This is a genomic window from Roseinatronobacter sp. S2, assembly GCF_029581395.1.
In the GTDB taxonomy this organism is placed as follows: Bacteria; Pseudomonadota; Alphaproteobacteria; order Rhodobacterales; family Rhodobacteraceae; genus Roseinatronobacter.
The window spans coordinates 170,044-193,078 of record NZ_CP121115.1 but is presented as its reverse complement, the minus strand read 5'-3'; the positions used below and the strand labels follow the sequence as shown (position 1 = coordinate 193,078).

Annotated in this window: 22 protein-coding genes; 12 read left to right on the top strand and 10 right to left on the bottom strand. The window is 59.2% G+C overall.

Features of this window, described 5'->3' with window-relative positions:
- The first annotated feature begins 925 nt into the window (after nucleotides 1-925).
- The 5 genes from P8S53_RS17705 (at nucleotide 926) to P8S53_RS17685 (ending at nucleotide 3,754) form a co-directional block, all read left to right on the top strand.
- Complete coding sequence (locus P8S53_RS17705) at nucleotides 926-1,564, top strand: hypothetical protein (RefSeq protein ID WP_277807156.1); 639 nt, start codon at nucleotides 926-928, stop codon at nucleotides 1,562-1,564.
- A gap of 329 nt (nucleotides 1,565-1,893) precedes the next feature.
- Entirely contained in the window at nucleotides 1,894-2,127 is a 234-nt protein-coding gene (locus tag P8S53_RS17700) for a hypothetical protein (RefSeq protein WP_277807155.1), read from the top strand.
- Nucleotides 2,128-2,157: 30 nt separating this feature from the next.
- On the top strand, nucleotides 2,158-2,745 hold the full coding sequence (locus P8S53_RS17695; RefSeq protein ID WP_277807154.1) for a hypothetical protein: 588 nt from the start codon (nucleotides 2,158-2,160) through the stop codon (nucleotides 2,743-2,745).
- Nucleotides 2,746-2,812: 67 nt separating this feature from the next.
- Nucleotides 2,813-3,211, top strand: a complete 399-nt coding sequence (locus P8S53_RS17690; protein WP_277807153.1) for a hypothetical protein — start codon at nucleotides 2,813-2,815, stop codon at nucleotides 3,209-3,211.
- Nucleotides 3,212-3,247: 36 nt separating this feature from the next.
- The gene (locus P8S53_RS17685; RefSeq protein WP_277807152.1) at nucleotides 3,248-3,754 is read left to right on the top strand and encodes a LuxR family transcriptional regulator; all 507 of its coding nucleotides are present in this window, start codon (nucleotides 3,248-3,250) and stop codon (nucleotides 3,752-3,754) included.
- A gap of 38 nt (nucleotides 3,755-3,792) precedes the next feature.
- On the opposite strand, the gene uxuA is transcribed toward P8S53_RS17685, so the two are convergent.
- From uxuA to P8S53_RS17665, 4 genes are read right to left on the bottom strand one after another with little or no spacing between them, the layout of a single operon-like run.
- On the bottom strand, nucleotides 3,793-4,983 hold the full coding sequence (uxuA, locus tag P8S53_RS17680; protein ID WP_277807151.1) for a mannonate dehydratase: 1,191 nt from the start codon (nucleotides 4,981-4,983) through the stop codon (nucleotides 3,793-3,795).
- Nucleotides 4,984-5,011: 28 nt separating this feature from the next.
- A complete protein-coding gene (locus P8S53_RS17675; protein ID WP_277807150.1) occupies nucleotides 5,012-5,758 on the bottom strand; it encodes an FCD domain-containing protein in 747 nt (248 codons plus the stop codon).
- The gene (locus tag P8S53_RS17670; RefSeq protein ID WP_277807149.1) at nucleotides 5,758-7,548 is read right to left on the bottom strand and encodes a glycoside hydrolase family 2 protein; all 1,791 of its coding nucleotides are present in this window, start codon (nucleotides 7,546-7,548) and stop codon (nucleotides 5,758-5,760) included. Before P8S53_RS17670 ends, P8S53_RS17675 begins: the two co-directional genes overlap by 1 nt.
- A gap of 36 nt (nucleotides 7,549-7,584) precedes the next feature.
- Nucleotides 7,585-8,568 (bottom strand): TRAP transporter substrate-binding protein, encoded by a 984-nt coding sequence (locus tag P8S53_RS17665; protein ID WP_277807148.1) that lies wholly within the window; start codon nucleotides 8,566-8,568, stop codon nucleotides 7,585-7,587.
- A gap of 231 nt (nucleotides 8,569-8,799) precedes the next feature.
- Between P8S53_RS17665 and P8S53_RS17660 the strand changes: the two genes are divergently transcribed.
- Genes P8S53_RS17660 through P8S53_RS17650 form a run of 3 tightly spaced genes read left to right on the top strand, consistent with a single transcriptional unit; the run spans nucleotide 8,800 to nucleotide 12,981 of the window.
- Nucleotides 8,800-9,312 carry a TRAP transporter small permease gene (locus tag P8S53_RS17660; RefSeq protein WP_277807147.1) on the top strand — a complete coding sequence of 171 codons (513 nt, stop codon included), beginning with the start codon at nucleotides 8,800-8,802 and terminating at the stop codon, nucleotides 9,310-9,312.
- Nucleotides 9,309-10,607, top strand: coding sequence for a TRAP transporter large permease (locus tag P8S53_RS17655; RefSeq protein WP_277807146.1), 1,299 nt, complete (start codon nucleotides 9,309-9,311; stop codon nucleotides 10,605-10,607). The genes P8S53_RS17660 and P8S53_RS17655 overlap by 4 nt, the downstream gene beginning before the upstream one ends.
- A gap of 4 nt (nucleotides 10,608-10,611) precedes the next feature.
- Nucleotides 10,612-12,981, top strand: a complete 2,370-nt coding sequence (locus P8S53_RS17650; protein WP_277807145.1) for a TIM-barrel domain-containing protein — start codon at nucleotides 10,612-10,614, stop codon at nucleotides 12,979-12,981.
- Between the two features lie 241 nt (nucleotides 12,982-13,222).
- Here P8S53_RS17650 and P8S53_RS17645 read toward each other — a convergent pair whose 3' ends face one another.
- The 4 genes from P8S53_RS17645 to P8S53_RS17630 are packed head-to-tail and all read right to left on the bottom strand — an operon-like array spanning nucleotide 13,223 to nucleotide 17,645.
- Nucleotides 13,223-14,068, bottom strand: coding sequence for a hypothetical protein (locus tag P8S53_RS17645; protein WP_277807144.1), 846 nt, complete (start codon nucleotides 14,066-14,068; stop codon nucleotides 13,223-13,225).
- Entirely contained in the window at nucleotides 14,065-15,669 is a 1,605-nt protein-coding gene (locus P8S53_RS17640; protein ID WP_277807143.1) for an acyl-CoA synthetase, read from the bottom strand. Before P8S53_RS17640 ends, P8S53_RS17645 begins: the two co-directional genes overlap by 4 nt.
- Nucleotides 15,666-16,835, bottom strand: a complete 1,170-nt coding sequence (locus tag P8S53_RS17635) for an acetyl-CoA acetyltransferase (protein WP_277807142.1) — start codon at nucleotides 16,833-16,835, stop codon at nucleotides 15,666-15,668. The genes P8S53_RS17640 and P8S53_RS17635 overlap by 4 nt, the downstream gene beginning before the upstream one ends.
- Nucleotides 16,836-16,853: 18 nt before the next feature.
- On the bottom strand, nucleotides 16,854-17,645 hold the full coding sequence (locus tag P8S53_RS17630; RefSeq protein WP_277807141.1) for an IclR family transcriptional regulator: 792 nt from the start codon (nucleotides 17,643-17,645) through the stop codon (nucleotides 16,854-16,856).
- A gap of 203 nt (nucleotides 17,646-17,848) precedes the next feature.
- Here P8S53_RS17630 and P8S53_RS17625 point away from each other — a divergent pair, with 203 nt between their 5' ends.
- The 4 genes from P8S53_RS17625 (at nucleotide 17,849) to P8S53_RS17610 (ending at nucleotide 21,529) form a co-directional block, all read left to right on the top strand.
- Nucleotides 17,849-18,853 (top strand): DctP family TRAP transporter solute-binding subunit, encoded by a 1,005-nt coding sequence (locus tag P8S53_RS17625; protein ID WP_277807140.1) that lies wholly within the window; start codon nucleotides 17,849-17,851, stop codon nucleotides 18,851-18,853.
- A gap of 66 nt (nucleotides 18,854-18,919) precedes the next feature.
- Complete coding sequence (locus P8S53_RS17620; RefSeq protein ID WP_277807264.1) at nucleotides 18,920-19,405, top strand: TRAP transporter small permease; 486 nt, start codon at nucleotides 18,920-18,922, stop codon at nucleotides 19,403-19,405.
- Complete coding sequence (locus P8S53_RS17615) at nucleotides 19,398-20,732, top strand: TRAP transporter large permease (RefSeq protein ID WP_277807139.1); 1,335 nt, start codon at nucleotides 19,398-19,400, stop codon at nucleotides 20,730-20,732. Before P8S53_RS17620 ends, P8S53_RS17615 begins: the two co-directional genes overlap by 8 nt.
- Before the next feature lie 38 nt (nucleotides 20,733-20,770).
- Nucleotides 20,771-21,529: an SDR family NAD(P)-dependent oxidoreductase gene (locus P8S53_RS17610; RefSeq protein WP_277807138.1), complete on the top strand. Its 759-nt coding sequence runs from the start codon at nucleotides 20,771-20,773 to the stop codon at nucleotides 21,527-21,529.
- A 55-nt stretch (nucleotides 21,530-21,584) separates the two neighbouring features.
- Here the strand turns inward: P8S53_RS17610 and P8S53_RS17605 are convergent, their stop codons facing one another.
- Both P8S53_RS17605 and P8S53_RS17600 read right to left on the bottom strand, forming a co-directional pair.
- Nucleotides 21,585-22,193 (bottom strand): DsbA family protein, encoded by a 609-nt coding sequence (locus P8S53_RS17605; RefSeq protein WP_277807137.1) that lies wholly within the window; start codon nucleotides 22,191-22,193, stop codon nucleotides 21,585-21,587.
- 28 nt (nucleotides 22,194-22,221) lie between these two features.
- The gene (locus tag P8S53_RS17600) at nucleotides 22,222-23,034 is read right to left on the bottom strand and encodes a L,D-transpeptidase (RefSeq protein WP_277807136.1); all 813 of its coding nucleotides are present in this window, start codon (nucleotides 23,032-23,034) and stop codon (nucleotides 22,222-22,224) included.
- Nucleotide 23,035: the final 1 nt, after the last annotated feature.

Here is a 23,035-nt window from a genome sequence, read left to right as displayed (position 1 = left end):
ACGCTCCTTAGCGCCTTCCGGCGATCACCCCTGATAACAGGGATACACAGTTTGGTTATTTCAGCAAAGGGCGGTTCCACTGCAACATGTTGATATTAAACATACTTAGCACTGAAGGTGTATGCGTATCATACCAACAGACGACAGGCCCTGCTCATAAACAGCGCGTGCCCGACGTAGTTGACAGTCATGTATGCGCTGCAACCCACCCATGAATGTATGAAAGTTGGGTGAAGTTGTGGCAAAAGGTGTAGATGGCGGGAATCAGCGCAATGCTCGACCTTTGGTGTATGATCGGGCTGGAATTTGGCTGAGTTGTCCTTCACCGGCTCGGGCATAGTGGAATTCCGGCACCGATGCAGACAAGGCGGATGCCCGCCGCATGTTTGTATGATTTTGCGCAACTGGCAGATACTCAATACACCAAGAGTGCGGATAAGCGGCTATAGGCCCGAAGTTCACGCACAGATGAACTGGAACATGTGGCGCCTGTCTCTGGTGATTACCATGGGCCGTGCGATGATGAACATACGAAAGCAAGTCAGAATATGCGAACGTTCATGACACCGCTATAAATATACATTCAGAAAATACTATTGACGAACATATGCTTGGGCGGGCTTAGTCCATTAGTGCGGAAAGACAAGTATAGCCTGTCTTTATGTCGTTCGAGTGATGATCAGTGGCGCGGGGCTGCAAATGCCAGCGTATGTCTGATGTAAATGGTCGCAGCAGCGCCATTGCCGTTCAAGGAGTAACTCTGGTGTTTTTCCACGGCCCGCCAGCGCCGGTGCAGCAAGCACACAGACACATTAAGCGAGCAAGGATCAGAAACATGCACGTCATCAAGCGTCAGAGAACACACATAACGCACCGTGGAACATGGTGCAGCAACACGGCATTAGCCGCTATTTTTACGGCGGCTATGTGTCCGATAGGGGCGCAGGCGCAACTGGGTCTGGGGGTCAGCGTCGGTGGTATTTCGGCGGGTGTCAGCGTTGGAGGAGACAGCCTTGTCGGTGTCGAAGCGGAGGTTGGGTCAGGTATATCTGCAAACGCTGATGTTGGCGGTGCTGACGGGTTGGTAGATGCCGATGCAAGCGTCGGCAGCATTGACGCGGATGTCAATGTTGGCGGTTCAGGGAACCTCGCATCGGTGGGTGTGACAACGGACAGCACAGCCCCCGGCACTCCGGGTGCACCGGCACCGGGGCAGCCGTCGGGTGGCACGCCAACAGGCGCAATTCCGGGGCAGCCCTTTCTGGATATCAATGTAATCCCTGTCACACAGCGGCGCAGACCTGCCAGCAGATGTTCTGGCGCGGGCAATTATGACGTGTTGAACGGCATTGCGGTTCTGGATGCCAATAACACCTATCTTGGCGTTATTGTGGGGGCATATGTGACCGGCACTGACCTGACACGCGTGCGCGTTTCGGTCGATCCGGGCGCGGCTGCGGGCGGTGGCTGTGTTGAATACACAACTGCGGGCGGGCGCGCCACATCGCAGGGCATTGTCATCAACACCACGCAAGCCAGCCTTCAGGCGGCGCTTTCCCGTTAGGGAATACTGCGAAGAAGCAGGAACAGAGTTTCTGCTTTTGCACATGCGAATGAACGCGACTATGCGTCACGCTTATGCGGCGTGGCGCTGTGATACTGGCATTCGGGTGCCACGCTCCCGCCCCCGAATTGTTTTGTTGCTGCGTCATGTGTGCGGGCCCTGCCGCTGGTGCAGGACAGATCCGCCATGCCCCCCTGACTATAGTGCTACGAGACCCCAATCATACCAACGGGGTATTCCTTTGCGGCAGTGCACCAGCAGTATGGACATCAGGTCTTCCGCGTTTTCCGTTCGATGGCCTGCCAGTCAAAACCAAGTGGGGTGCAACCATGATCACACTGTCCGAGCATAAGACACAGCCTGAACATCGCGAACAACCGTTGCGCGGGCGTGTTTTTCTGGTGCTGATCCTGTTTGCACTTACAGGTGCATTCCTTAGCGCCGCAACTGCCTTAGCGTTGGGGCATTCCCTTGGTCTGGTCCTGCTTGCTTATGCATTCGGCGGCAGCGGGTTCTACCTTGCCGGTGCGCTTACGGTGTTTCTTGCTTTTTCCAAAGACTGACGCCAGCGCATCAATAATACGGAGTGACGCATGACCCTGTTCCATGACACCTACAGCCCCCGCGCATACCGCAACGGCACAGCCGCCCCCGGGATGATGTCCCGCCTGCTGGCACGTCTGGGGTATGTGAAGGCGCCCACGCCCCAGCCGCGCACCGTGGTCAGGGCCCGGTCCCATGGGTTTGCCGTCAGCTTTGATTATGTCGCGCCGCATCTGATCGAGGATCGCCGCATCTATGTGGTCGAAGGCAAGACGCGCCCGTTGTTTTCGCTTGTCTCCAGGATTGCGGCGCCCGCGATGTCTATCGTATCTGTCGGTAACTTCGCAAATGCGGAGCGTGCGATTGCAGGGTTCGAGTATGAAAAGGCGCTGTTGGTGCTGGATATCGACACACTTGGAACCACATCAGACGCGGTCGAGGCGCTTATCGCTTTCCGGCGGCAGTTCCCTGACACGCCGGTTGTGATCGGTAGCGGGTCATTTGCAAGGCATGATTTTTCAATGGCCCGCGGGGTTATCGCAGATGCATCCGTGCGGTTGCCATGCGATTGCGTGTCGGTCGCACTGGCTATCGAAAGCGCGGTTGGCAATAGCACTATGCGGTTTCGTGCAGCGTGAGCTTGCGTCCCTTGACTGCGTCGAATATGGTCAGTCGGACTTGCCTACCTGCGCTGGAGTGGCTTGAGTGAAGCATCTTTCCACACTGATGATGTTGATATTTCTGGCTGGCGCAACCACAGCAGCCGGGGAAACCCAGCGTGGGCTAAGTATCATGGATGTCGAACGCATTGTTGGTCGCGATGGAAGCAATCATTACACAGCAGTTCTTCGGACCCTGGAGCAACGTGGCTATACGATTGTCGAAGTCTCCAATACGTGGTTGAACAGGCTAAGGATTTGGGCAGAAAACAACGTTCACAAGCGCGAAGTTGTGGTCAGCCGCGCGAATGGGCGCATTTTGCGCGATGCAGTGGTCGAAACCTACGCGCGAAACGGGGTTGCACCACAGGTTATTCCTGTCGTTCCCATTGAAGAGCTTTTGGAAAATCACTCTGGAGGTATCAGGATTGTTCCGAATCCCTGAGCACAGCGTCATTCGTCACTTGTGGGACAGTATGTAATGTATGGCTTCCGCTGGCAGGTCGTTGTTATAATTATTCTTGTGCTGCTCGTGCAAATTGCAAGTGCCGGGTTCTTTATTATCAAGATCCTGTCAGAATTGTTCCTGATCGAATTCCTTTGGGTGCCTTGGGAAGTTCAGGAATTGCTGGAAATCCTGTCCAGTTTCGGGCTTTTGTTCGGGGTTATCAGCAGCGTCATATTGCTTAGCATCGGATCACGGCGGGCCACACGCATCAACGACCAGTTGCAGGCAGCGGCGGGCCAGTTTTATGATTATGTCGACCGCCAGTTTGAAGTGTGGAAACTGACACCGACCGAACGCCATGTCGCCATTCTGGTGATCAAGGGCTTCTCGAACGCCGAAATTGCGCGCCTGCGGGGCACGACAGAATCGACCGTCAAATCGCAATTGTCGTCGATCTTTCGGAAATCCGAATTAAGCAGCCGTCAGCAGCTTGTGTCGCATGTCATTGAGGATCTGGTTTCGGCAATTCCCGAACCGTAACCCGCCCGCGCCATGGCGCAGGCGGTGCAGCAATTGTTTCAGCTTCGGCCTGACCACCGCAGGGCGTGTTCCAGACCGCGGATTTCTGCCATCCCGCGCAACCGCCCAACCGCGGAATAGCCGGGGCGGTAGTCGCTGCGCAGGTCGCTTTGCAACGCATGGCCATGGTCGGGGCGGAAGGGCAGGGGCTGGCCGCGCGCGTCCTCGATCCGCAAAACCTCGGCCACCAATGCGGTCATGTCTGTATTGCCAGCCAGATGGGCCGCTTCCTGAAAGCTTTCGCCCGTGGCCCCGTCACTTATGGGGGAAACGGGGTCGCGCAGCGTGTTGCGCAGATGCAGGAAATACACGCGCGCGCCATGTTTGCGCAAAATGGCAGGCAGGTCATTATCGGCCCGAACCCCCAGCGATCCTGCACAAAATGTGAACCCGTTGGCCGGATCGCTGTGCATCTGTGCGATCGCATCCAGATCATCGGCGGTGGAGACAACACGCGGCAGGCCGAACAACGCGCGCGGCGGGTCATCGGGGTGAATGGCCAGCCGGACTCCGGACCCTGCCAGTTGGGGAATGACACGGTCCAGAAACTGGTGCAGATGCTGGCGCAGCTGTGCGGCGCTGATGCTCTGATACTGGCCGATCTGGGCGCGGAACCCGTCCAGCGTGTAGCTTTCTTCAGACCCTGGCAGCCCGGCGATGATGGTATCGACAAGCGCTGTGCGTGCGGCATCATCCATGGTGGCGAAACGGCGCGCGGCCTCAGCGCGGGTATCTTCGTTGTAGTCACCCTCGGCACCGATCCGTTTCAGGATGAACAGATCGAACAATGCAAGTTCAACACGGTCAAAGCGCAGGCATTCGGCCCCGTCATCCATGACATGGCGCAGGTGCGTGCGCGTCCAGTCCAGAACCGGCATGAAATTATAACAGATCGTCGTGATCCCGCATTTCGCCAGATTCAGCGCAGACTCGGCCCAGGTATCCGCCAGCTCCTGCCAGCCATCCTGGCCCAGCTTGATGGCTTCGGGCACAGGTATGCTTTCGACCACCTGCCAGCGCAAGCCCGCCGCTTCGATCATGGCGCGGCGCTCCATGATCTGATCGCGTGGCCATAATGCGCCATTTGGTATCTGATGAAGGGCGGTTACAATGCCTGTTGCCCCCGCCTGCCGCACATCGGCAAGCGAAACAGGGTCATCAGGGCCAAACCAACGCCAAGTATAGTCCATATTCAGGTATCCTCTGGGTCAAAACCAGTCAGCGAAACACTTTGGAAACTTCTCTTGAATCAAACAGATAGCCGTCAAAACCGGGGTCTTCGTCATCTGACAATTCAAGCAAGGTCACGCGCACATTTTCCAGATGCTGCCACATGGCGCGGCGTGCGGCTTCGGGGTCACGGCGTTGCAGGGCGGCCAGAATGGCGCTGTGGTCATCCAGCCAGCGCAGCCGGTAATCGGTAACAAATATGCGTTCATGCAGGCGTGCCCACATACGGCTGCCTTCGCGCTTTTCCCACAATTCATTCACAGTATCGACCAGAACGCTGTTCTGGGTCGCCTCGGCGATCAGGCGGTGAAACAACTCATCGCCCGAATAATCCTGTGCGCCGGTGGCAATGCTGCTGCGTTCCAACTCCAGCGCGTCGCGCATGCGCATGATATCGGCCTTGGTCACCGTCGATGCAGCCAACCCCGCCACAGCGCTTTCCAACAACTGGCGCGCCTGAATCAACTCAAACGGGCCAATATCGTTGGCGTCCCCCTTGGGCGCGGCGGTGGTGCCCACATCCTTCAGGTAAATGCCGGATCCCTTGCGCACTTCCAGCACGCCTTCGATTTCCATCAGCAGGATGGCTTCGCGGGCCGCCGAACGGCCAACGCGCAAATGCTCGGCAATCTGGCGTTCGGTCAGGATGCGGTCGCCGGGGCTGTAGCCGCCCTGCAAGATCAGCTTGCGCAAACCTTCGGCAACTTCCTGATAGCGTCTTGCTGCACGCGCCATCAGATCTCCCCCCTGGCACGGGCATGGTAGAATTGCGCCAACACCCCGAAGGCGGATTTTTTTGTGCGCTTGTCAGCAGCAATCAGGCCCTTCTTGTTGAACCCGTTCTGAAAAATATTCTGGCGCCGTTCAACGCGAAAATCATACAAAATCCAGGGTGACATGCCTTTGACATAGTCCAGATCGCGCAGAATCTCGATTTGTTGGCGGTAAACCTGTGTCATATAAGCTTCACTGAACAGCCCCGTTTCAGGCGCCCCTTTGCCGATTGCGCCGTCTGCGCCTGTTTCCGAGATGACGACAGGCCGGTCTGGTGCCGAATTCCGGCCAATTTCGATCAGGTCTGTAATATTTTCGTCATACCAACCGTAATATTCATTGATACCGATCACGTCCAGATGTTCCGCCAGCCGGTCCTCTATGCGGTTGCGTGTGTGGTTTATCAGACAAGCTGCCGCAATCAGGCGGGTGTCATCAGCGCGGCGCGCGGCATCGGCCAGCGCGCGCATGAACGACAGCCGCGCATCCGTGTCGGGGTTTTCGTTGCCGATGGACCATATGATGACACTGGCGCGGTTGCGGTCGCGCCGGATCAGTTCCAGCAGCTGGTTTTCCGCATCAGCATAGGTGTCGGGGTTGTCAAAGGCGACGGCCCAATACACCGGAATTTCCTGCCATAGCATGAACCCCAATTCATCGGCCAGTTGGGCTGCACGTTCATGGTGGGGGTAATGGGCCAGCCGCAGGAAATTGCAGCCCAGTTCCTTGGCGTGCTGGAACCGCGCGCGCAGATCATCCTCGGTCGTGACCTTGCCAAGGGTCAGGTCATCTTCATGAACAGAAATGCCGCGCAGCCAGACGGGTTTGCCATTCAGCAAAATCTCGGTGCCTTGCCGTGTGATGGTGCGAAAGCCCACGCGGTCAGTGACCATGTCATCGCCGAAACGGGCGTGAACATCATACAGTTTGGGATTGTCCGGCGACCATAATTCGGGCCGCGCGGGAATGACCGCGCTGGCCCGCCCATTTGTGACAGGAATCGACTGATCCAACCCCAGTTCGGGGATGCTTAGTTGCACATCGCCATTATCCCCGCCGTCAATTTCCAGATCAACCGCGATTGACGCGCCATCCGCGCCAAGGCGCAGGCCCATGTCACTGATAAACGCGGCGGGCAGGTCAAAAAGCTGCGTTTCGCGGTATATGCCGCCATAGTTGAACCAGTCGGTGTTGCGCATGGGCACGCGGTCCAGCGTGCGGGTGTTGTTGACGCACAGCATCAGCCAGTTGCGCCCGTCCTGCAAATCATGCGTCAGTTCCACACAAAACGGGGTGGACCCGCCCAGATGGTTGCCCAGAAACTTGCCGTTCAGAAAAACCTTGCAATCATATTGTGCAGCCCCGATGCGCAGGATCTGTCGCCGCCCCGCGCGGGCGCTGTGGTCCAGCGGGCGGGTATACCAAGCGCTGCCTTCATAGAAATACCATTTTTCCTTCAGCATTTGCCAGTTGGCGGGCACGCGAACCGTTTCACCCATATAGGGATCGTAATCCCACGGCTCGGTGCGGGTTTCGGGGGCGGCAGGCAGCATGGAAAACCATTTCTGGCGAAGACCTGTATCCAGCAGGTCCACGCAGAAATTCCAGTCCCCATCCAGCACTTGCGCGGTCCGGCCACCCGTGAAAAGAAGCCCCTTGTGGGTCAGCGTGCGCGTGTCATAGGGCGCTGCATAATCTTCATCATGCAAGGCCTGAAGCGCGTTCTCTCCTATGGTTGAGCGTTCCAGCATGCCGGTTATCCCCCCGAAACCTTGTTTTTGTGACCCTTAGTCGGCCAGTGCCTTGATGCTGTCGATCAGCGCAGCCAGTTCGGGCGATTGCGCTGCAACTTCTTCATGCATGGGCAACACGGCCTCAACGAAGGGGCCTTTTTCCACGGTGTTGATTGTCACACCCATTTCCGCCTGCGCGGTGTCAAGCGACGCCTGCGCAATCGCATCCCAGCTTTCGCGGTGGAAGGCTTGCGATTCCAGTGCCGCGGTGCGCAGCGCTTGCTGGTGCTCTTCGGACATGTCGTTCCATGCGCAGCTTGAAATCACCACAACCGATGGAATGATCGTGTGTTCATTCAGCGAGAAATAGTCCGCAACTTCGCCGTGACGCGCGGTTGTCAGCGCGGTCGGGTTATTTTCGGCCATGTTCACAACGCCCTGTTGCAGCGCGCTATACAGCTCGCCCCAGTCGATGGGTGTGGGGTTGCCGCCCAGAAGTTCAACCATACGAATGGCCGACGGGCTGGGTTGCACGCGCACATTCACGCCTGCCAGATCAGCAGGGCTGTTGATGGGACGATCGCCATAGAAGGACCGCGCGCCTTCGGTCAGGAAAGACACACCCAAAAAGCCCTTATCCGCAGATGCGTTCAGGATTGTCTGGCCCACTTCGCCATCGATTACTTCAAAGAAGTGATCTTCGCTTTCAAAGATGAAGGGCAGGTTGATCGCGCTGTAAAGCGGTTCAAACGCTTCCAGTTCGGCGGCGTTGGACCGCGCCATTTCCAGCGCGCAGTTCTGCACCAGTTCCATTGATTCGCGCTGCGTGCCCAGTTGGGCATTCGGGAAAACCTGAATGCTGTAGGCATTGTCGGTCAGTTCGGCAAACCGCTCGCCCATGAATTCCATGCTGATATGCGTGGGGTGGTCGGCGGGGTTGTTGTGGTTCAGCCGCAGCAATGTCTGTGCATTTGCAGCCGCGCCAAGGGCCAGACTGGCCGTCGTGGCAAGGGCAATGGTGCGTGTAAATTGGGCCATGGTGGTTTCCTCCCGATGGTTAGGTTTGGTGGTGGTCGGTCAAGGGGACGCATGCATTCACGCGCCCTCTGGCACCCAAGATGACGACCAAAACCTGCATTAGTCAACCCATTTCATAAATTGGTTGACCAATTTGCAGGATCTTGTCACAAGGTTTCACATTGGTGGTATGGTCCGGGCAGCAGGCGCGTGTGCCATCGCGCGGAAGTTTCGCCACAGGGAGGGACGGAAATGAAACGCATTGTCGATACTGTGCTGGAAGTCATCATTGTCGTGATCTTTGCGATCATTGTGGCCAGCATCGTCTGGCAGGTCTTTTCCCGTTATGTATTGCAGGCCCCCAGCACTGTCACCGGCGAATTTGCGCGGCTGTTGTTCATGTGGCTGGCGCTGATTGGCGGGGCATATACCTTCGGGCGCGCGAAACATCTGGCCATTGATATTGTGCCCATGCTGTTGCCAAGCCGCATCCGCGCGCTGATGAATGTGCTGATTCTGGCGCTTGTCGCGGGGTTTGCGATTTTTGTCATGATCAAGGGCGGCTGGATGCTGACGGCGCGCACGCTTGCATCGGGCCAGATCACGCCGACGCTGCGGTTTCCCATGGGCTATGTTTACGGTGCCATTCCCTTTTCCGGCGGCGTGATTGTCTTTTATTGCGGGCATTTCCTGCTCCGCCTGTGGCGTGACCCTGATGATGTGCTGGTCGGCCGAACCGAATCCCAGATCGAGGTGCAGCCATGACCACCGCTATTTTTGTTCTGTTCGGCTCTTTCGGGCTGATGATGCTGATTGGCGTGCCGATTGCCTTTGCCATCGGTATCGCGGCGGCGCTGACATTTTTGTTGTTCATGGGGTTCGACCAGTCCATGTTCATTGTCGCGCAGCAAATGGCATCAGGGCTGGACAGTTTCACGTTGCTGGCCATTCCGCTGTTCATCCTTGCGGGCAATATCATGAATCGCGGCGGTATTGCGCGGCGGCTGATCGAATTGGCCAAGGTGCTGGGTGGGCGGTTGCCGGGCGCGCTGGTGCATGTGAACATCATCGCAAACATGCTGTTCGGCTCGATCTCCGGCTCGGCAGTGGCGTCGGCGGCGGCGGTGGGGGGCGTTATGGCGCCTGTGCAAAAACGCGAAGGGTATGACCCCGCCTTTACCACTGCGGCAAATGTGGCGTCCTGCCCGACAGGGTTGCTGATCCCGCCCAGCACAACGTTGATTGTCTATTCGCTGATTACCGGCGGCACATCAATTGCCGCGCTGTTTCTGGCGGGCTACCTGCCCGGCATTCTGATGGGGCTGTCGCTTATGGTGGTGGCCGGTATCATTTCCAAGAAGCGCGGCTATCCGGTGTCCCCCAAACCCACCATGACCGAAGCGCTGGTTGCGGCGCGCGATGCTATTTTGCCCTTGGGGCTGATTGTCATCATCATGGGCGGCATTGTGGGCGGCATTTTCACCGCGACCGAGGCGTCGGCCATTGCGGTGGCCTATGCGTTGCTGCTGGCGCTGGTGTGGTATCGCGAAATCCGTCTGCGCGACTTGCCGCGCATTCTGATCGATTCCGCGATCACCACGTCGATTGTGCTGCTGATGATCGGCTGTTCGATTGCCATGTCGCGGGTCATGGCCTTCGGGGGCATTCCCGGTGCCATATCCAGCTTCATGCTGGGGCTGACGGACAACCCCTATATGATTTTGCTGGTGGTCGTTGTTGTCCTGCTGGTGATCGGCACATTTATGGACATGACGCCAGCGCTGTTGATTTTCACGCCCATCTTCATGCCGATCATGAATGATCTGGGCATTGATCCGGTGCATTTCGGGATCATCATGACCATCAACCTGTGCGTTGGCATCTGCACGCCGCCTGTGGGGTCCGCGTTGTTTGTGGGCTGTTCCATCAGTGGCGTGTCCATCGCCAAAGTGCTGCGCCCGATGATGCCATTCTACGCGGTGTTGATTGCGATTGTGCTGCTGGTCACGTTTGTGCCGGAAATCAGCCTGTTCTTGCCACGCCTATTGCTGGGATACTAACTAAATGAAAACACTGGAAAACTGGTGCCTTTTGTCGCGCGATGACTGTTCCGTGACCTTGCAGGTCGAAGGCCAACACATCCTGAGCATTGAGGCATTGGAGAATGCGCAGTTTCGTGTCCGTCTGCGCAAGGACGGGCAGTGGCGGCTTGCGCGCAGCTGGACCGTGGCGCCCCAAGGCCCGCTGCCGCGCGAAGGGCGCGCGCGTGATGCGCGCGACGGCTTTACCTGCCCGCCGGTCGATGTGGTGCAAGAAGATGGCACAATGACCATTGCCACCGACCATGTGCGCGCCATCATCCGCACGCCCTTGCATATTTGTTGGCAGGCCATGATTTGCGGGCAATGGCGCGATGTGGCGCAGGACCGCCCGACAGGGGCTTATATGCTGGGGCGGCGCGACCACCGCAACGCCCATTTTATGGCCCGCGACCACCACGAACATGTGTTCGGGCTGGGCGAAAAGACGGGACCGCTGGACCGCACTGGCCGCCGCTTCGAGATGCGCAATCTGGATGCCATGGGCTATAACGCAGAGGCAACAGATCCCCTATACAAACACATCCCATTTACCCTGACGCGCACGCCGGATGCGGGCAGTTTCAGCCTGTTTTATGACACGCTTGCGGGCTGCTGGCTGGATCTTGGGAATGAACTGGACAATTATCACGCCCCTTACCGCAGCTTCCGCGCCGAAGATGGCGATCTTGACTATTACTTCACATGGGCGCCCGACATGCTGGCGCTGGTCAAGGCGCAGCAACATCTGACAGGCGGCATGGCGTTCCCGCCGCGCTGGTCGCTGGGGTATTCGGGGTCGACCATGGCCTATACCGATGCGCCCGATGCACAGGCGCAGATGCTGGGCTTTCTGGATGCATTGCACACCCATGACATACCATGCGACAGTTTTCACCTGTCATCGGGATACACGTCGATTGACGGGAAACGCTATGTGTTCAACTGGAACACCGACAAATTCCCCGACATCGCAGGGTTTGCGCGCGCTTATGCCGATGCGGGCATTCACATTGTGGCCAATATCAAACCTTGCCTTCTGCAAGATCACCCCCGCTATGATGAGGCGGCAGAGCAGGGCCTGTTCATTCGCGACAGCGACACGGATGCGCCCGAAATATCCATGTTCTGGGACGCAAAAGGGTCACATCTGGATTTCACCAACCCTGATACGCTGGACTGGTGGCAGGGGAATGTGACAACCGCATTGCTGGACCACGGCTTGGACTGCACATGGAACGACAATAACGAATTCGAGGTCTGGGACGACCACGCGCAATGCCACGGATTTGGCGCGCCCATCGATATGGGGATGATACGGCCCTTGCATGCGTTGTTGATGACCCAAGCGTCCGAGGCCGCGCAAAAGGCCCACGCGCCCGACAAACGCCCCTATCTGATTACGCGCGCGGGGTGTGCGGGCCTGCAACGCCATGCCCAGACATGGACCGGCGACAACCGCACCAACTGGCACAGCCTGCGCTGGAATATCCGCATGGGGCTGGGGCTGGCCATGTCGGGCATTTCAAATATCGGGCATGATGTGGGCGGTTTTGCCGGTCCGCAGCCTGATGGCGAATTGCTGCTGCGCTGGGTTCAGAACGGCATTTTCCACCCGCGTTTCGTAATTCACAGCTGGAATGATGACGGGTCGGTAACCGAACCCTGGACGCACCCTGACGTGTTGCCGCTGATCCGCGATGCGTTTGCGCTGCGCTACCGGTTGCTGCCCTATCTTTATACCTGCCTGTGGCAGGCCGTGACCAGGGGCGAACCGATGCTGCGCCCCACATTCCTTGATCATGAAGATGATGCCGAATGTCTGGCCGATACCGATGATTTCATGCTGGGGCGTGATCTGCTTGTGGCCAGTGTGGTTGAACAGGGCGCGCAGCAGCGTCGTGTATATTTGCCGCGCAACAAAACCGGCTGGTGGGATTTCCACGCGGGCACATGGCACGCGGGCGGCCAATGGCTGAAACTTGCGGTGGCGCTGGACAGCATTCCGCTGTTTGTGCGTGCGGGCGCGGTTTTGCCAATGGCGCACCATGGCGCGCGATCCGGTGACGCGGCCAGCGTCGCGGCCGTGTTCCCCGCGCGCGATCAGGGTGTGCATGTATCGCAAAGCTATGACGACGGCGGTGATAACGCGGATGCGCTGACGGGCAATCATTGCGTCACGCGGTTTGAACTGTCGCGCGATGGTGCAGGGTTGGGCCTTTCGGTGACGTTGAGGGGTCAGTCGGTGTTCGCGCCCGAAAAGCTGCGGCTGGTGCTGCCTGAAGCCGCGCGTGATCCCGTACTCATAGGCGGCGCGGCTGTGTCGCATGGGGAATTCTTCAGCATTCGGAATTGACCGGGGCTAAGGGTTGCGGGGCGTGATTGGCCTGAGCTGACACCCCAAGGTGCGGAATCAACGCCGCAGGCCGCCGCACCATCGGTGGGCCGTCCCGCGGCCTGCCGATTTGGCTGATGGTGATTCAAGCCTTTGAAGTCAGGAATATGCAGCTTGCATAAAGTGAACTTCACTAATGTCGGATCGGCAGACCCCGGCCCACCGCTGGCGCGGGCTTTGTCCATTGCCTTCAGTATCCGCTTCAGGTGGTCGCGATCAACAAAACCTCTGCGGTGACACAGACCGCATTCGCATCGGGCTTTAGCCATCCTGCAAGTGCGCGCCCGTCAAACCCGACCGAGGCCACATCCAGCGCGATCTTGCCCGCCTGCAACCTGCCATCACGGATCAGGATTTCGGTCGCGTAGCTGTCAATATACCCCCCACCCTGAAAACAAGTGCCAACCAGACTTCCAATCCCGTGAATGCGGCCATTCTGCATGCCATGGCGGGCTGCAATTCGTTGCAGCGCCTGCCCGATATCGCGATTGGGGCGCAGGGTGGCCAATACGGCATTTGGGGCTGCATCATGTGGCGCGGAATGCGGCTGGAACAGGGAAAATTCAGTCTCGGGGTCATGTTCCACATGCAGCCCTGCGCCCTCAATAGCCCAGCCCGTTGCCTGATATGGTGCTGCAAGAATGGAATCGGGACACAGGACATGGCCCATGGCAGGCGCGGCCCCGTCCCACAGGCCGTGGCAATGTAGAAACCGCGCGCCTTCGCGCCAGCCCGCATGCACGCCTGCATGCAACAGGCGCACGGGCTGCGCGGGGGCATATGTCCGGCTATACCATGCCGCATGCCCGTCCCCCGGCGCGGGGGCGGGTATAACGAAGCGCAGCGCAGACAGCATGGCCCCGTCCAGCCGCAGATAAGCCGCCTGTATTCCTGCCTGCGCCAGCGCGTCGGTGATGGCCTGCGTCACAGTCGCGCCCGCGCGCAATGTCAGCGTGACAGGCCGCGCATGGCAGGGCACCGCCGCATCGCGCGCCTGCGCGGGCTGGCCCGGATGGGTGATGTGGCGCAGGGCAGGGGGCGGCGTCATGTGGGCGGTGCGGGCAATTCCCCGCGCGTCAGCAATTCCTCATGGATCATTTTCTTGGTGATCTTGCCATAGCCGGATTTGGGCAGCGCATCCCAGAACACCATATGGCGCGGCATCTTGTAGCGCGGCAATTTCGGGCCCAGCCATTCCAGCAGGGATTCAGGTGACGGGGCCGCACCTGTTCGCGGCACGCAGACGGCCATGCCCACTTCGCCCCAGACAGGATCGGGGATGCCTAGAACCGCCACTTCCGACAGGTCGGGGTGCAGCAGCAGTTTTTCCTCGATCTCGCGCGGGTAGATGTTGGACCCGCCGGAAATATACATATCAGACGCGCGCCCCGTCAGATAGACAAAGCCCTGTGCATCCATATGGCCCAGATCACCCGTCAGGAACCAGCCATTGCGAAAGCTCTTTTCATTGGCGTCAGGGTTGTTGAAATAGCCTGCGAACACGGCGGGGCCTATCACTGCAATCTCGCCCGTTTGCCCGAAGGGCACTTCCGCGCCCTGCGCATCCTGTATCTGCACCTGCATGCCCGTGCGGGCAAACCCGCAAGTGCCGATGCGCATGGCATCATCATTCAGGTGATGGTGGCAGGGCGGCAGCACGGTGATGTTTCCCGTCACCTCGCCCAGTCCGAAATATTGCACCAGAACCGGCCCCAGTTTTTGCAACGCACGCAGCTGATCGGCGCGGTACATCGGCGCGCCCGCATAGATCACATGGCGCAGGCTGGAATGGTCATGCTGGTCCACGGCGTCATGTTCGACCAGCAGTTTGACGATAGTGGGCACAGTGAACATGTTGGTCACGCGCCATTGTGCCACCAAGGACCAGATTTCTTCGGGGTTAAAGCTGTCACCTGCGGGCAGGATCGTTTTGACGCCATGCGCGACCTGCGCAAGCTGGTGAATGCCCGCACCGTGCGACAGGGGCGCCACCACAAGCGATGCGTCATCAGGGCCGGTATCTGGCATCAGGTCGCACAAATGGTTTGTGACCACAAAGGCCAGCTGCCCATGTGTCAGCACCGCCGCCTTGGGTTTTCCCGTTGTGCCAGAGGTGAAGAAAAACCACGCCGGATCATCGCGTTGCACGGCAATCGGGGTGGAAATCTCGCCCATATGGCGCGCAACCAGCGCGTCATAATCCTGCGCGAAACCGGCGGGACCGATGGCGATGGTGAAATCCACCAGACCGGCGCAGGCGTGCGCATGGTCCGCAAATTGCGCGCCGCAAATCAGCCCGCGCGCGCCCGATGACTGCGCAAGGCCTGCCAGATCATCCGGCGACAGGCGGTAATTGGCGGGCACCCAGACCGCGCCAATACGCCAGCAGGCAAACATTGCTTCCAGCATCTGGTTGCAGTTGGCCGATTGCACCAGAATACGGTCGCCCCTGGTCACGCCGTAATCATGGGCCAGCGCATGGGCAAAGGCACCTGCGCGGGCGTCCATTTCAGCCCAGGACCATGTGCGCGCCCCCCACACGAAACCCACGCTAGCGCCCTGCCTGCGCGCGCTTTCGGTCAGGAAATGCGACAGGTTCATCACCCGCGTGGAATAAGGAACAATGCCCAGCGAAAGATCATCCTTCATTTCACGCGCTCCATGATGGACACATAATTTGCCACTGCTGCACCGCCCATGTTGAACACGCCCGCAAGGTTTGCGCCCCTGATCTGCATGTCGCCCGCATCATTCATCAGTTGCATCGCGGCCATGACATGCATGGACACGCCGGTTGCGCCAATCGGGTGGCCCTTGGATTTCAGTCCGCCGGACGGGTTGACAGGCAGCCGCCCGTCCTTGCGCGTGATCCCGTCGCGGATGACACGGTGGCCCTGCCCGTGTTCTGCCAAACCCATGGCTTCATATTCCAGCATTTCGGCGATGGTGAAACAATCATGGCTTTCGACAAGGTCCAGATCCTCCAACGCAATGCCCGCCGCCGCCAGCGCGCGGATCCATGCCATGCGGGCGCCGCGAAATTCCAGCACATCACGGCGCGAAAGCGCCATGATGTCATTTGCCTGTTCGCGTGCGCGAAACCCGATTGCGCGGGGCATCGTGGCCGCAACTTCTGCGCTGGCCAGCACCAGCACCGCCGCCCCGTCCGAGATAAGCGAGCAATCTGTGCGGCGCAGGGGACCGGCCACACGCGGGTTTCGGTCCGACACGGTGTTGCAGAAATCCACGCCAAAATCCTTGCGCATATGGGCGTAGGGGTTGGCCATGCCATTGGCGTGGTTCTTGGCCGCAATCATCGCCAGTTCTTCGGAGCGGTCGCCGTAGCGCTGGAAATACGCATTGGCGATGGTGCCGAACAGCCCCGCAAACCCACCGTCAATATCGGCTTCTTCCGCGCGGTAACTGGCCCCCAGCAAAATGTCGCCCACTTCAGATGTGGGCGTGGCGGTCATCTTCTCCGCGCCGACCACAAGCGCAATGCGACCGCGCCCTGATTCAATGAAATCCATGGCACCATGCAGCGCCGCCGACCCTGTTGCACAGGCATTTTCGAACCGTGTTGCGGGCGTATGGGCAAAGCGCGCGTCGCCCATGGCCACAAGTGCGCCCTGAAAATCCTGCTTGGCAAAGCCGTTATTGAAAACGCCTGCAAAAATGCCGTCCACATCACCCGCATCAATGCCTGCATGTTCCAGCGCGGGGGCGATGGCTGCGGCCATCAGGGTTTCCGTGTCGGGGTGGTCCGATTTGCCAAAAGGCGTATGACCCCAGCCAATAATCTGTGCGCGTGTCATGTTATCTGTTCCTTGCTGTCATGGCTGTCGGGGGCTGCCCTGCGCCAGTCGGTTCTCGATTTTGCCTGCCTCGGATCGCAGCGCGTGCAGCAACTCGTCGCGGCGGGGGGCGCGCATCCGGCTTTCGATGGCCGCAAGCGACAGCGCGCCCATAAGCCGCCCGTCCGGGCCGTGCAGCGCCACGCCAAGACCCCATGAATCCTCAAATATCAGGCCGGGGTTTATGGAATAGCCATCAGCGCGCGTGCGCGCGACATGGGCGCGCAGATCATCCGCACCAAGGCGGGGATAGCTGTCGCGCAACTCATCCGCGGTGGCGGCAATAACGGCGTCCACTTCCGCGTCGGGCAGGGCGGCCAGCATTGCCAGCGACCCCGCCCCCACACCAAGCGGGTGATGCGCGCCGGGCATCAGCGCATAGGTGCGGATGGGGTGCGCGCCATCCTCGCGGTGCAGGCACACAGCATACAGCCCCCGCCGCACGGACAGAAACGCCGCATCCCCCGTGCTGCGTGCAAGGCGTTGCAAGCTGTCCATGGCCAGCGACAGCAACCCATGCCGCCCCTGCGCCATCAATCCCAAAAGATAGGCTTCCTCGCCCAGATGATAGGCGCGCGATTCTGCGGCTTGTTCCACCAGTCCCGCGCGCATCAGGGCCAGCAGCAGGCGGCGCACGGTGGCCTTGTTCAGCCCCGACTGGGCAACCAGCGCCGACAGGGTAACACCCTGCGCCGAATGCCGCCCGATCAGTCCCAGCAGGGCCAGCGCGCGGTCGACACTTTGCGCGCCGCCTATTGCGGGTTCTGCCATGTCATGTTTCATAATATGAACCTGTGCTTGCGGACACACCGCAATAGATACCCGTCTGTTTCAGGTATTGTTATTTTTTCTGATCAAGGTTGCAAGTTTTTCTTGCAATCATGAAAATGAACGGTCCACTATATGAACGTTATTCAGGGTTCGGTCTGTGCAACGTCATGGCGCAGACCGCTGGACACCAAGAGGAGGAGAACATGACATTTGCACGCGTAAGCGGGGCAGCACTTGCTGCCGCACTGGCCGGCATGCTTGGCCTTGGCGCGGCGGGCGCGGAAACCCTGCGCCTGTCACATAATACCGGCGACACGACAACCTGGCAGCAGGGCGCCGAGAAGTTCGGCGAATTGCTGGCTGAACGCACCGATGGCGCGCTGGATGTGCGGGTCTTCCCGAATGCCCAGCTTTCGGGTGGCGACCAGATGCGTCAGGCCGAAATGGTCGGGCGTGGGGCGCTGGATCTGGTGGTGACATCGGCCATAAACGTGACCCCGCTGGTGCCGGAAATGGCGGTCTTCTCGTTGCCCTATCTGTATTCCAGCTATGAGCAGGTGGATGCCACCACGCAAGGTGCGCCCGGTGAAATGCTGTCCGACATCCTGCTGGACAAGGGCATTGTGGTGCTGGCATGGGGCGAAAACGGCTTCCGCGAAGTGACCAACAATGTCCGCCCCATCCGCAGCCCTGAAGACCTGCGCGGGCTGAACATGCGCGTGGCAGGGCCGATGTATATTGACGTGATGAACGCATTGGGCGCAAACCCGCAGCAAATGCAATGGGGTGAAACCATGTCGGCGCTGCAACAGGGTGTCGTCGATGGTCAGGAAAACCCGATTGGCGCGGTGATCATTCCCCAGCAGGTCTATGAGGTGCAGAAATACCTGACCGCGTGGCATTATTCCTATGACCCCATCTTCCTTGGCATTTCCAAGGCGAAATGGGACAGCTATGATGCCGATATGCAGACCATCCTGCGTGAAACAGCACAAGAAGCCATGGCCTATCAGCGCGAAATCACCCGCGAAGGCACGGCGCAGGGTATCGAATTCCTGCGCGAACAGGGCATGGAAGTCTATGAACCCAGCGTGGAAGAGCTGGATGCGTTCCGCACCGCCACACAGCCCGCGTTCGATCAATGGGCCGAACGTGTAGGGCCGGAGATTGTTGGCGCGTTTCAGGACGCGATTGCCGCTGCAAACTAAGGTTTAAATCTGTCCCGTGGCCCTGTATCGGGCCATGGGATAACTAATAGCGGGGCGATGCAGATGATACGTTTTCTTTTGCGCGACGCTGAAAAAATCATCTGCGCAATCCTGTTTCTGGGCATGACATTGTTGGGGTTTGCCAATGTTGTCGTGCGCTATGGAACCAACCTGTCTTTTGCCGCCAGCGAGGAATTGCTGGTCAACGGTTTTTTGTTGCTGACCATTTTTGGCGCAGCCCTTGCCGCGCGCAGGGGCGAACATCTGGCCGTGACACTGGTGCATGACCTGTTGCCGCGCCCGTTCTGGGTGCCGGTCTTTTTGCTGTCGGTGCTGCTGTCGGTGGGGTTGCTGGCGCTGTCGGCATGGTTTTCATGGGACGCGATGATGAATATCAAACGCGTCGGCATGCGGTCTTATGGGCTGGGACTCCCGGCATGGTATTATCAGGCCGCACTGCCATTCGGGTTCGGCCTGATCATTTTGCGCTATTTGCAGCACGCCTGGGATGTTTTGCGCGGCAAGGACAGCTGGGGCATGCCCGATGTTTGAACTGCTTGGCATATCATCCGCAGGCACACAGATGATCATCATCTTCTTTGTGCTGATGGCTTTGCGCCTGCCTGTGGCCTTTGCGCTGGGGCTGTCGGCCATGTATGCCATGTGGAAAATCGGGTTCGGGCTGGAACTTGCGGGCGATCTGATTGCCACGGGCATTACCAAGTTTTCACTTCTGGCGATTCCGTTCTTCATTCTGGCGGGCACGCTGATGGGAAGCTTGGGGATTGCCGAACGTATGATCCGGTTTTTCCGCGTGGCGGTGGGCGGGCTGCCCGGTGGCATGGGGGTTGTGGGCACGGTGGTGTGCCTGTTCTGGGGTGCGGTCAGCGGGTCCGGCCCCGCATCGGTTGCAGCGATCGGCCCCATGATCATCAAGGGTATGGAAGAAGACGGATATGACCGCGCGTTTGCTGCGGGGCTGGTGTGCACGGGGGCTGCGTTTTCCATTGTGATTCCGCCATCCATCGGGCTGGTAATTTACGGGATGATCGCGGAAACCTCGATCTCGCGGTTGTTCATTGCCGCCATTATTCCGGGCATATTCATGGCCCTGACGATGGTTGCGGTGCTGCCCTTCGCGCGGCGGCGCACAGCGCCCAAGGCAAGCCCCAGCCTTGCCGCGCTGATGCCAGAACCCTATGCGGGAGAGCCGCGCGGCCGCCGCTTGTGGCTAAGTTTTCGCGACAGTTTCTGGGGCCTGATGACGCCTGTGGTCATTCTGGGGGGAATCTATTCCGGCATTTTCACCCCGACAGAGGCCGCGCTGGTAGCCACTGTCTATGCGCTGGCCGTGGGCGCGCTGGCCTACCGCACATTAAGCCTGCGCAATTTATACGATGCCTTGGGCACGGCGGCCGCGTCGTCTGCGGTGGTGATGCTGATTGTGGCCTATGCCAGCCTGTTTGGCTGGGTGGTGACAGTGGATGATCTGGTGCGCAGCTATTCCGGCGCGCTTTTGGGGCTAAGCCAGAATGAATGGGTCATTTTGCTGGTGATCATGGTGATCCTGCTGATTGCCGGTATGTTCATGGACCCGGTGACTGTGATGTTCATTGCGCTGCCCATCTTCTTGCCGGTTGCGCGGGAAATGGGGTGGGACCCGGTGTGGTTCGGGGTGCTGGTGATGGTCAATCTGGCCATCGGGCTGATCACCCCGCCTGTGGGCATAAACCTGTATGTGGCGGCCAATGTCACCCGCATGAAGATTGAACAGGTTGCGCGCGGCACAATGCCCTTCCTGCTGGCGTCACTTGTGGGGATTGCGATTGTGGCGGCAGTGCCATCCATGTCGCAAATCCTGCTGCACTGGCTGCGATAGCCGCAGGGTGAAAGTTCCGATAGAGAAAGGCAAGTTGAATGACTGTGAAAACAGCAATCGTAACGGGTGCGGCGCGCGGCATTGGTCTGGCCACAACGCGCCTGTTTCTGGCGCAGGGCTGGTATGTGGCGATGATTGACCGCGATGCGCCTGCGCTGCATGATGCCGCGCAGGGCTGTGATGGCGCGCAGGCATTCGAATGCGATGTGTCGCTGCCCGAACAGGTGGATGCGATGGTCACGCAGGTTCTGGCGCGCTTCGGGCGCATTGATGCGCTGGTCAATAACGCGGGCGTTGCGGATTTCCGGCCATTGCAAGATACTGATCTGGCCATCTGGCGGCAGGTGATGGCAACCAATCTGGACGGGGTTTTCCTGACATCGCAAGCGGTCATCCCGCATCTGAAAAAACAGGGCGGCGCGATTGTGAACATAGCGTCCATTTCAGGGCTGCGTGCCAGCACCTTGCGCGTGGCCTATGGCACATCCAAGGCGGCGGTCATTCACCTGACCACGCAACAGGCAGCAGAACTGGGCGAATGGGGCATTCGCGCCAATTGCGTGGCACCGGGACCTGTGGACACGAAACTGGCGCTGGCGGTGCATTCGCCCGAAATACGCGCAGCCTATCATGATGCGATCCCTCTGAACCGCTACGGGCGCGAAACCGAGATTGCAGAGGTCATTACATTCCTGTGCTCTGACAAGGCCAGCTATGTAACCGGCCAGACGATCGCGGTGGATGGCGGGTTCGATGCTGTGGGTGTGGGGTTGCCCGCCTTGCGCGCCACACATTGACCCACTGATCGGGCACAGGGCCAGCAGAGCACCGTTTTTCTGCTGGCACCATGCGTTAGCCCCGCGCCTGCCGGATAGCGGCATCCAGATCATCGGCATTCAATGCACCGGGATAAATGACCGTGCCAATGATGAACGCAGGCGTGCCCGACAGCCCGAACGCTGCCGCTTGCCTGCTATTGCGCACCATCAGACCGTCCAGCCGGCTGCGCAGCGATTGGTAGCCTGCCTGCAAGATGTCCACCGACAAGCCCGCATCCGTCAGGGCAGTGTCGATATCGCGGTTGCTCAGCCGGCCTTGTGTTGCCATCAGGGCCGCATGCGCGCGGGCATAACTGCCGTCCGCAAGCCCCCCAAGCGCAAGCTGCGCCGCGCGCGTGGAGGTGCCGCCGAAAATCGGCCAGTCCTTCATCAGCAGACGAATATTACCATCGCGTTCCACCGCGCGCATCAGGTCAGGATGGTTGCGTTTACAAAACGGGCATTGATAATCGAAATATTCAACGATGCTCAGGTCGCCATCGGGGTTGCCCAGAACCGGCTGGTCAGGGTCAAACAGCACATCTTCAATGCTTGGCCCGTTTTCGGCCTGCGTGCCGAATGCCAGCGCCTGCGATGCAACCAGCAAACCCAGCCCGTGGGTGAAAAAACGTCTTGTCAGCATGGGAATTCCCTTGGTTGGTGTCTGTGTGTCAACTGCCGCCCAGCAGCATGTCCAGTGTCAGCCCGTCATCATCGGCCATACGCTGCAAGGTCTGCGCTTCGGCCATGGGGATGAGGGCTGCGTTGTTGTGGTCGCGCGCGGTGCCCGGGGGATGCGTGCCCTGACCAGCCTGATCTTCGCGCAGCACGGTCACGCGGGTGCGCCCTTTTTCAACGCGGTCATACAGGTCGATAACATCTTGCTGGAACATTCGGATGCAACCGGACGAGCTTGCCTCGCCAATGGACCAGGGATAGGGCGTGCCGTGAATGCGATACAGCGTGTCCTTGCCACCGCGATGTAGATACAGCGCCCGTGCGCCAAGCGGGTTTTCCGTCCCGCCCTTCATGCCACTGCGATGGGGGGCATAGGTTTCGGGGTCTTCGCGCAGCATGTTCGGCGTGGGCGTCCAGCGCGGCCATTCCCGACCATAAGGAATGATCGCATCGCCGGAAAAGTCGCGGCCCGCCTCGCCTACGCCGACGGTGTAGCGCATGGCGCGATTTCCGGCCACGACCAGATACAAATAGCGGTCCCACGGGTCCACGATGATGGTGCCGGGGCGTTCGTCAGTCCAGTAATCCACTTCCTGCCGGATGGTGTCCATGGACAGATGACGCGGTTCTACCGCCTCAATCCAGACATCGCCATCCTGCATACCGGCATACATTTGCAGCACTTCGGGCGGCAGCGGTTCGGGGGCAGGGGCGTCGGGCGTCGATTGGTGTTGCGACGGGATGGGCGCGCACGCGCCAACCAGCCCGGCCAGAAACAGGCCGGACACCAGATTTGCAATTTTCATG

Excerpts from the sequence above, each read along its gene's own strand:
- P8S53_RS17705 (WP_277807156.1), top strand. The coding sequence starts at position 926 with ATGTGTCCGATAGGGGCGCAGGCGCAACTGGGTCTGGGGGTCAGCGTC.
- P8S53_RS17700 (WP_277807155.1), top strand. The coding sequence starts at position 1,894 with ATGATCACACTGTCCGAGCATAAGACACAGCCTGAACATCGCGAACAA.
- P8S53_RS17695 (WP_277807154.1), top strand. The coding sequence starts at position 2,158 with ATGACCCTGTTCCATGACACCTACAGCCCCCGCGCATACCGCAACGGC.
- P8S53_RS17685 (WP_277807152.1), top strand. The coding sequence starts at position 3,248 with ATGTATGGCTTCCGCTGGCAGGTCGTTGTTATAATTATTCTTGTGCTG.
- uxuA (WP_277807151.1), bottom strand. The coding sequence starts at position 4,983 with ATGGACTATACTTGGCGTTGGTTTGGCCCTGATGACCCTGTTTCGCTT.
- P8S53_RS17675 (WP_277807150.1), bottom strand. The coding sequence starts at position 5,758 with ATGGCGCGTGCAGCAAGACGCTATCAGGAAGTTGCCGAAGGTTTGCGC.
- P8S53_RS17670 (WP_277807149.1), bottom strand. The coding sequence starts at position 7,548 with ATGCTGGAACGCTCAACCATAGGAGAGAACGCGCTTCAGGCCTTGCAT.
- P8S53_RS17665 (WP_277807148.1), bottom strand. The coding sequence starts at position 8,568 with ATGGCCCAATTTACACGCACCATTGCCCTTGCCACGACGGCCAGTCTG.
- P8S53_RS17660 (WP_277807147.1), top strand. The coding sequence starts at position 8,800 with ATGAAACGCATTGTCGATACTGTGCTGGAAGTCATCATTGTCGTGATC.
- P8S53_RS17655 (WP_277807146.1), top strand. The coding sequence starts at position 9,309 with ATGACCACCGCTATTTTTGTTCTGTTCGGCTCTTTCGGGCTGATGATG.
- P8S53_RS17650 (WP_277807145.1), top strand. The coding sequence starts at position 10,612 with ATGAAAACACTGGAAAACTGGTGCCTTTTGTCGCGCGATGACTGTTCC.
- P8S53_RS17645 (WP_277807144.1), bottom strand. The coding sequence starts at position 14,068 with ATGACGCCGCCCCCTGCCCTGCGCCACATCACCCATCCGGGCCAGCCC.
- P8S53_RS17640 (WP_277807143.1), bottom strand. The coding sequence starts at position 15,669 with ATGAAGGATGATCTTTCGCTGGGCATTGTTCCTTATTCCACGCGGGTG.
- P8S53_RS17635 (WP_277807142.1), bottom strand. The coding sequence starts at position 16,835 with ATGACACGCGCACAGATTATTGGCTGGGGTCATACGCCTTTTGGCAAA.
- P8S53_RS17630 (WP_277807141.1), bottom strand. The coding sequence starts at position 17,645 with ATGGCAGAACCCGCAATAGGCGGCGCGCAAAGTGTCGACCGCGCGCTG.
- P8S53_RS17625 (WP_277807140.1), top strand. The coding sequence starts at position 17,849 with ATGACATTTGCACGCGTAAGCGGGGCAGCACTTGCTGCCGCACTGGCC.
- P8S53_RS17615 (WP_277807139.1), top strand. The coding sequence starts at position 19,398 with ATGTTTGAACTGCTTGGCATATCATCCGCAGGCACACAGATGATCATC.
- P8S53_RS17610 (WP_277807138.1), top strand. The coding sequence starts at position 20,771 with ATGACTGTGAAAACAGCAATCGTAACGGGTGCGGCGCGCGGCATTGGT.
- P8S53_RS17605 (WP_277807137.1), bottom strand. The coding sequence starts at position 22,193 with ATGCTGACAAGACGTTTTTTCACCCACGGGCTGGGTTTGCTGGTTGCA.
- P8S53_RS17600 (WP_277807136.1), bottom strand. The coding sequence starts at position 23,034 with ATGAAAATTGCAAATCTGGTGTCCGGCCTGTTTCTGGCCGGGCTGGTT.